The organism is Cesiribacter andamanensis AMV16 (genome assembly GCF_000348925.1).
In the GTDB taxonomy this organism is placed as follows: Bacteria; Bacteroidota; Bacteroidia; order Cytophagales; family Cyclobacteriaceae; genus Cesiribacter; species Cesiribacter andamanensis.
Genome location: NZ_AODQ01000052.1, coordinates 21,601 through 29,046, shown reverse-complemented (window position 1 = coordinate 29,046; position 7,446 = coordinate 21,601). Strand labels below are relative to the sequence as shown.

Sequence of the window (7,446 nt, the reverse complement as noted above, 5' to 3'; positions counted from 1 at the left end):
TCTGGGCCGATCTGGTCCTTTGAGGATTTTCACCAGGTGATCCTGAACGTGATTAAAAAGCGATGCGAAGGGGAGACCGCCTCCCAACCGCTGCTGCTTTCCGGCCAACCTTCTACCTTTACCCCTGTTTACCGATGAAAAGCTATACCTACCTGACACTTGCGGCAATGCTCATTAGCTGGGCTGCCGGACTGGGCGGGCATGCCCTGCTGTCCATACCCCTTTACGGCAGTGTAGCGGGAGGCGATACGCAGATGGTCGCCTTCTGGTCGGCCCCCTTTATGCTGCTGGCCTGGGGGTTGTTCATCCTGCTGCCGGAAAAGTGGATCCTCAAGGTCTATAGAAAGCGCAGCCGCTGGGGCTTTGTGCTCTTTACGACTGGCTATGCCCTGCTGACGTTTACGCTCCTGATCGGGTGGATCTTTTTGCAAAGCGGAAATTTTTGGATCGTCTACGCAGATGCAGCGGTGATCGGAGGGGTATTTGGCCTGGCCTTCCGCCTGCTGGTGCGCTGGAGCGAAAAGCACTACCGCCGCCCCTCCAGCATTTATTGATCCTGTTTGGTATACTAAAAAACAGATTACCCCATGCCTACTCCCTTTCTGACGGCCGAATGGCGCAAGCTGATCATGGCCAATTATGCCGTAGCCCCCGAACTGCTACACCCCTACCTGCCGGCCGGCACCGAGCTGGACTTGTGGGAGGACCGCTGCTATGTAAGCCTGGTAGGTTTTCTCTTCCGTCGGGTGCGGCTGCGAGGCCTGCCCATCCCCTTCCACACTACCTTTCCGGAGGCAAACCTGCGCTTTTACGTGCGGCAAAAAACCGCGGAGGGCTGGCGCAGGGGGGTGGTCTTCATCAAAGAGATCGTGCCTCGCCCGGCCATTACGCTGGTAGCTCGTACGGTATATGGCGAGCCCTATCAGACCCTGCCCATGCAGTACCAGTTTCGGGAAACCGACCAGCAACTGGAGGTAAGCTACAGCTGGAGGCTGCAGCGCTGGCACAGCCTGTCGGTGGTAGCCGATCCCAGGCCCACCCCCATTACCGAGGGCAGCGAGGCCGAGTTCATCACCGAGCATTACTGGGGCTACACCCGCCGCAGCCCCCGGCGCACCGATGCCTATGAAGTGGTGCACCCCCGCTGGGAGCAGTATGCGGTGCAGGCTGTTGCGGTTGAGGCAGATTTTGGGCTGCTGTACGGCCCCTCCTTTGGCTTTTTATCAGAGGCAGCGCCACAGTCGGTGCTGCTGGCAGAGGGGTCTCCGATTGCAGTGCTGGGCGGAAGCAGGCTGACAGCGGATAGACTGTAAAGCGGAACGCTAACTACAAGCTGGCGTTAACTCCTGGATGCAGATAATAGGGGTTTCAAAGAGCGTAAAGCGCCTTTTCAATGAGCCGGGGCACTGGTTCAAAAGCAGTTGTTTTCAGCACTAATCATACACGCTCTTGGCTTGCCGGGACCAAAAAGCTAGCTTGCTTCCTATCTAGTTTAGCGAGTAGTGCCATGCATCCGTTACCTGCAGAAGAATTCCTGTTTGTTATTCCACCCCCTCCCCATTCCCGCTATAGCCTGGGGACTGGCACACGCCTTTTTCTGGGGCTGTTGCTGCTGGCCTTAACCGGCGGGGGTGCCTGGGTGCTCTACCTGCTGGGAAGCAGGGCTATGCAACAACCTGGGGCGTTGGCGCTGCTGCTGATGGGAGCGGCCCTGGCCTATGTGCTCTACTTTTTGTACGCACTGTTTACCTTTATGCGGGCTTCATTGCGGGTAGAAGAGGAGCAGCTGATCAGTACTGAAGGTTTCGGAAGCAAACGGATAGCCATTGCCGACCTGGCCGGTTACCGCACCGACGAAAAATGGACGTACCTCCATTCGCTCAGCCGGCCTGGCTACCGGCTTCGGATAAGCAATTTTGTGGCCGGCCATGCTGCACTGCTGGAATGGCTGTCGACCTACTGGCCTAACCTGGACCTGGTGCAGAACTGGGAGGAAAGCGAGCAGTTGCAGGCCAATCCGGCGCTGGGGCGCAGCTCTGAAGAGCGGCAGGCAAAGCTACGGCAGGCCAGGGGGGTAGCCCGCCTGCTCAACTGGACCGGTGTGCTGCTCAGCATCGGCCTGTTAGTACTGCACACCTATCCGGCTCTTTATGCGCCCGGCATTGCCCTGGGGGTGCTGTTTCCCTGGTGCGTGGTGCTGGCCATCTGGTGGTACAGGGGGCTGCTGGGCATACATGATAAAGAAGAAGGAAGTGCTACTGCCAGAGGCCCACTACCCTCGGTGATGACAGCCCTGCTGTATCCATCCCTGATGCTGGCGTTCCGCACCTTTTTTGATTATTCCGTGCTGGGGTATGGACCCATCTGGCAGGCAGCCGCCGCTTTCGGGGGAATGCTGGCAGTGGCACTTCTGCTGGGCACCAGCGCTCTCAGAAGCTTAAAAAGTGCGCGCTACGGCCTGTATGCCACCCTTGTGGTTAGCTCGCTGGCCTATGGGTATGGCTCGGCCTATCTCATGAACGGACTTCTGGATACTGCCACCCCCATTCCTCACCAGGCCCGGGTATTAGATATGCGCATCAGCAATGGTAAAATTGACCGCTACTATCTCACCCTTACCCCCTGGGGCCCTATGCAGCAGCCGGCCGAGATAAAGGTGCCGGGCCAGTACTATAAAACCCTTTCATCAGGTGATACTGTACAGCTGCAGTTACATCCGGGCTGGCTGGGAGCGCCCTGGTATGAAGTGGGGGCACCCTGAAAAGCAATTATAAGACCTCTAAGATATTGAAGACACGAAGGTTTTCGCTGGAGTCTGAGCAACAGATAGCCAGCCAAAATTGTATTTTTGTAAATTGTTATTTAGTTTACTCCCTCTTAACCAAACCATTCTACGAAATGAACTCACGCCGCTTTCTTAGCCTTCGGGATCTTGCTTTCTTCTTTTTTGGTGTACTGTGTATGTTTGCTGTAGTAGTCGCAGTAGATTGGGACGATTTTAAGCGCGGCTTTAATGCAGGGCGCGATGATGCCCGGCAAAATTCGGAAATAGCGGTAGATCCGATCGAGGCAGCAGTGGAATAAGTTATTGCCCTGTTACTATAGTCGCATTATATATAAAAAGCCACTTCCCTTAACAGGCAGTGGCTTTTTCTTTATCTGGAGGATGTCTTACCTCTAACTTCTTTCTTCTGACCTCTACTTACCCTAATTCCCCCGGTTGCTGCGGCTGCGCTGCATGGGGTTGCCGCCGCTGGAAGCGCCACGGGCGCCCTGCTGCTGCTTGTAGAGCTCAAAGCGGCTGGGTTGGTTGTACTCCGGCCAGTAATTGTTGGCCTCATCGGTATCGGCGGTTTCGCGGAAGGGGTCCAGTACAATGGTCTTTACCTTTTTCTTCTTGGCAAAGGCTTTGGTCACCTTGTTCTCGTTGTAGCGCCAGATCTCGGCCGGCAGGTACTGCACTTCGCTGCTGCCATCCTCAAATTGCCACTGCACGATCACGGGCATTACCAGGCCGCCGCGGTTTTCCAGCTGCAGCTCGTAGAAGTGCCAGCTGGCATCCAGTGTAGCGCGCTCTTCGGCGCTGAGCGATTTGCGGTAGGCGTCGTAGGCGTCTTTATCCTGCTTGCTTACGGCAAACTCATTGTAGTTGTTGTAGAAATCCTTTAGGGAGGGGTTGCTCTCAACCGCTGTTTTGGGCACGGCCTGCTGGTTGCGGGTGCGGGCAATGTGGTTGGCATTGCGCTGGGCCAGCTCCTGCCGCAGGGCGGCCTCTACCTGCGGATCTTTGGTGTTCAGCTGCAGGTAGCGTACGCCGGCCAGGGCAATATCCACATGGTCGTTGGTATAGAACCAGCCTTTCCAGAACCAGTCCAGGTCTACGCCGGAGGCATCTTCCATGGTGCGGAAGAAATCTTCGGGCGTAGGGTGCTTAAAGGCCCAGCGCTGGGCATAGGTTTTGAAGGCAAAATCAAACAGCTCCCGGCCCATAACGGTCTCGCGCAGGATGTTGAGCGCGGTGGCCGGCTTGCCATAAGCGTTGTTGCCAAACTGCAGTACCTGCTCGGAATTGGTCATGATGGGGCGCTGGGTATCCTTGGCGCTCTTCATGTAAGGCACGATCTTGTGGGCAGGACCGCGGCTGCTGGGGTAATCGCGCTGCCACTCCTGCTCGGCCAGAAACTGGGTAAAGGTGTTCAGGCCTTCATCCATCCAGGTCCACTGCCGCTCATCGGAATTGATGATCATGGGGAAGAAGTTGTGGCCCACCTCGTGGATGATCACCGAGATCATCCCATACTTGATGCGGTCGCTATAGGTACCGTCCTTTTCGGGCCGGCCGTAGTTGAAGCAGATCATGGGGTACTCCATGCCGTTGCTGGCCTCTACCGATATGGCTACCGGATAGGGGTAGTCAATGGTAAAGCGGCTGTACACCCGCAGGGTATGCGCTACGGCTTCGGTCGAGTACTGCTCATAAAGGGGATTGGCCTCCTTGGGGTAGTAGCTCATGGCCATAACGGTTTTGCCGGCAATGTCTACGCCCATGGCGTCCCAAATGTATTTGCGGCTGCTGCCAAAGGCAAAGTCCCGCACGCTGTCGGCATGGTACACCCAGGTTTTGGTGTCCTTCGCCTTGGTCTTTTCTTTCTTTTCGGCTTCCTTCTGGGTAACGATGATCACAGGCTTCTTGGCCGTTTTGGCCTGCTCAAAGCGCTGCTGCTGCTCCTTTGTCAGGACTTCCTGAGGGTTTTGCAATACGCCGGTAGAGGCTACAATGTGATCGGAGGGCACGGTAATGCGCACTTTGTAGTTGCCAAAAGGCAGGGCAAACTCGCCGCTGCCCAGAAACTGCTTATGCTGCCAGCCCTGAAAATCGGAGTAGACTGCCATGCGGGGAAACCACTGGGCAATGGTGTAGAGGTAGTTGCCATCTTCGGGGAAGAACTCATACCCGCCTCGATCGCTCAGGATGCCGCGGTCGTTGATATTGTACCACCAGTCAATCTTAAAGCTCATCTTCTCGCCGGCCTTCAGGGGCTGGGGCAGGTCAATGCGCATCATGGTCTTGTTGATGGTATAGGCCAGTTTGGCGCCCTGCATGTCCACCACATGCTCAATCTTAAAGCCACCGTCAAAATCATAGCCAATGATCTTGCGCAGGCTGCCGATGGTCATGCGGTCTTCGATGCTGCTGGTCTCTGAGCTGTAGGTATCCGAGTCGGCGGCGCGCATGTTCTGGTCCAGCTGCACCCAGAGGTAGTACAGGTTATCGGGCGAGTTGTTGTGATAGGTGATGGTCTCCTTGCCATAGAGGCGCTGGGTCTCATCATCTATCCGCACATCAATATCATAATCGGCCTGCTGCTGCCAGTACTGGTGGCCGGGCGCACCGGAGGCGGTGCGGTATACATTTGGTGAGCGCAGCTCCTGATCAAGCTGCTCAAATTTGCGCTGATTTACATTTTCTTCCCGCTGCTGGGCCAGGCTGCTCATGCTTACGGCCAGGGCAAGGGCAAGAAATCCACATTTTTTAATCATAGTGCCAGAATCAGAATGAATCAAGAGCTAAATATACAGGATAGAAACCACTAATTACCATATTTTATTCTGAAGAATCAGCATAATGGCCATACCGGCTATGGTTGCCGAAACGCCCAGGCTCCATTCCCGCCGGTTTACCCCAGCCACAACCACCAACAAGCCGGCTATCAGTAAAAATCCCCCCACAATCAGGATCTGTCCTACTTCGATGCCCAGGTTAAAGGCCAGCAGGGGTTTGAGCAGATTGCCGCTGCCCAGCAGGCTGCGCAGGTAATTGGAAAAGCCCAGCCCGTGGATCAGGCCAAATACTGTTGCATATATATAATTGGTGTAGCCCCTGCCGGTACTAAAGCCCTGCTGCCGCCGAAACACCGTGGTGCCGGCCGTAATCAGAATGGTTACCGGTATCAGAAATTCGATCAGATCGGAATTAACCCGCACAATGTTTAAGGTAGCCAGGGCCAGTGTAATGGAATGCCCCAGGGTAAAGGCTGTAACCAGCAGCAGCACCTTGCGCCAGTCCCGCAGCGTATACAGCGCACATAATGCTATGATGAATAATATGTGATCGAAGCCCTGTAAGTCGAGAATATGTTCAATACCCAGTTGAAAATACAACCGAAACGTACTCATATCGGAAGGTTTGTTTTTGTAACAAGTTTGCAAACTTACGGCTTTCGGGGAATTCGGTAGCCACTTCGGGCGTTAAATTTCATGGTGGCCGCAGGCTGGCCCCGTATTTGTATGTACCTTTGCCATGATGGTAAACTATCTGCTTGTACTGCTTATTGGCTGGCTGCATCCCCTGCACCTGAGTGTAAGCGATCTGGTGCTGAATGCCGGCACCGGCAATCTGGAAATCTCGCACCGCATTTTTCTGGACGATCTGGAAGATGCCCTGCGGGCGCATACTGGTGAGCCTATTGATCTGTCTAATCCCAAAGATCCGGAAAAGGTACAGCAGGCCGTGGGCCGCTACCTGCAGCAGCATTTTCGGCTTAGCCTTAATGGCAAGGCGGTACAGCCGCAGTACCTGGGCTATGAGCTGGAGCAGGAAGCCATCTGGGCCTATATGGAAGTGCCCAGGGTGCGGCAGATCAGCACCATCACCATTCAGAATACCTTATTTTTTGATCGCTTCACCGATCAGCTAAATCTGGTGCACGTTACCCAGAAAGGCAAGATCCAGAGCCTGCGGCTGGACCATAAACAGCCAGAGGGCAGCATGCGCTTTTAATAAAGTGGGATGAAAAGTCAGGGTCTGGTAGCAGGCGGGCAGGCTAGTGAAGGGCTATCTCAGGCGTAATCATCGGCGGCAACGGAGGCATCGGCAAATTCGGCCAGGCTTAGCTCCTCCCAGCGCTGGCCAGTGTGGCGCAGCAGCGTAATGCCCTGGGCCATCCAGCGGCCGCTAAACTCTTTTTCTCTCAGCTCCTGCCAGGCTTTTTCAAAGGCTTCCTTCTTCAAATCCCGGGAGGCAAGGGTAAGATGAGGCCTAAAGGGTCTGCTGCCGGCCTCTTCGCCAAATATATGAAATCCCCGCTTCATCAGGTCGCCCACATCGGATTGCAGGCGTTTAAGCGCATCGCTGGGTGTAACATGCAGGTAAATAACCCTGGGCGGAAATGCCCCATAGCCATCCAGCTCTACGGAAAACGGTTTGTACCCCTCGGCCAGTTCCTGCAGGCCCTGCACCACCGCTTTCTCCCGGTTTTCCTTTAGCGTAAAGGGCATGTGCAGGGTAATGTGGGGGGGTGAGTTCAGTGACGCTTGGCTGCTCCATTTATCGCGCATTTCTTCTTTGAGCGCCCAGATCTGGGAGCAGAGGGGTTCTGGCGGAACCAGGGCAATAAAGTAAAGATTCTCCTGTGCCTGCATAGAGGATGATACGCGGCAGCGGTA

Annotated in this window: 8 protein-coding genes; 5 read left to right on the top strand and 3 right to left on the bottom strand. The window is 55.1% G+C overall.

Annotation, left to right across the window (positions count from 1 at the left end):
* Positions 1-134 precede the first annotated feature (134 nt).
* The 4 genes from ADICEAN_RS10975 to ADICEAN_RS10960 all read left to right on the top strand — a co-directional run bounded on the left by ADICEAN_RS10975 (position 135) and on the right by ADICEAN_RS10960 (position 3,084).
* Positions 135-554: a hypothetical protein gene (locus tag ADICEAN_RS10975; protein WP_009195665.1), complete on the top strand. Its 420-nt coding sequence runs from the start codon at positions 135-137 to the stop codon at positions 552-554.
* Positions 555-587: 33 nt separating this feature from the next.
* Positions 588-1,313, top strand: a complete 726-nt coding sequence (locus tag ADICEAN_RS10970) for a YqjF family protein (protein WP_009195664.1) — start codon at positions 588-590, stop codon at positions 1,311-1,313.
* Between the two features lie 194 nt (positions 1,314-1,507).
* The gene (locus ADICEAN_RS10965) at positions 1,508-2,761 is read left to right on the top strand and encodes a hypothetical protein (protein ID WP_009195663.1); all 1,254 of its coding nucleotides are present in this window, start codon (positions 1,508-1,510) and stop codon (positions 2,759-2,761) included.
* A 137-nt stretch (positions 2,762-2,898) separates the two neighbouring features.
* A complete protein-coding gene (locus tag ADICEAN_RS10960; protein WP_009195662.1) occupies positions 2,899-3,084 on the top strand; it encodes a hypothetical protein in 186 nt (61 codons plus the stop codon).
* Between the two features lie 123 nt (positions 3,085-3,207).
* Here ADICEAN_RS10960 and ADICEAN_RS10955 read toward each other — a convergent pair whose 3' ends face one another.
* Together ADICEAN_RS10955 and ADICEAN_RS10950 are read right to left on the bottom strand one after the other, a co-directional pair.
* The gene (locus tag ADICEAN_RS10955) at positions 3,208-5,541 is read right to left on the bottom strand and encodes a M1 family metallopeptidase (RefSeq protein ID WP_009195661.1); all 2,334 of its coding nucleotides are present in this window, start codon (positions 5,539-5,541) and stop codon (positions 3,208-3,210) included.
* Between the two features lie 54 nt (positions 5,542-5,595).
* Positions 5,596-6,177, bottom strand: coding sequence for a HupE/UreJ family protein (locus ADICEAN_RS10950; protein ID WP_009195660.1), 582 nt, complete (start codon positions 6,175-6,177; stop codon positions 5,596-5,598).
* Positions 6,178-6,301: 124 nt separating this feature from the next.
* On the opposite strand from ADICEAN_RS10950, the gene ADICEAN_RS10945 reads away from it, so the two are divergent.
* Positions 6,302-6,781, top strand: a complete 480-nt coding sequence (locus ADICEAN_RS10945) for a DUF6702 family protein (protein ID WP_009195659.1) — start codon at positions 6,302-6,304, stop codon at positions 6,779-6,781.
* A gap of 59 nt (positions 6,782-6,840) precedes the next feature.
* Here ADICEAN_RS10945 and ADICEAN_RS10940 read toward each other — a convergent pair whose 3' ends face one another.
* Entirely contained in the window at positions 6,841-7,422 is a 582-nt protein-coding gene (locus tag ADICEAN_RS10940; protein WP_009195658.1) for a 2'-5' RNA ligase family protein, read from the bottom strand.
* Positions 7,423-7,446 lie beyond the last annotated feature (24 nt).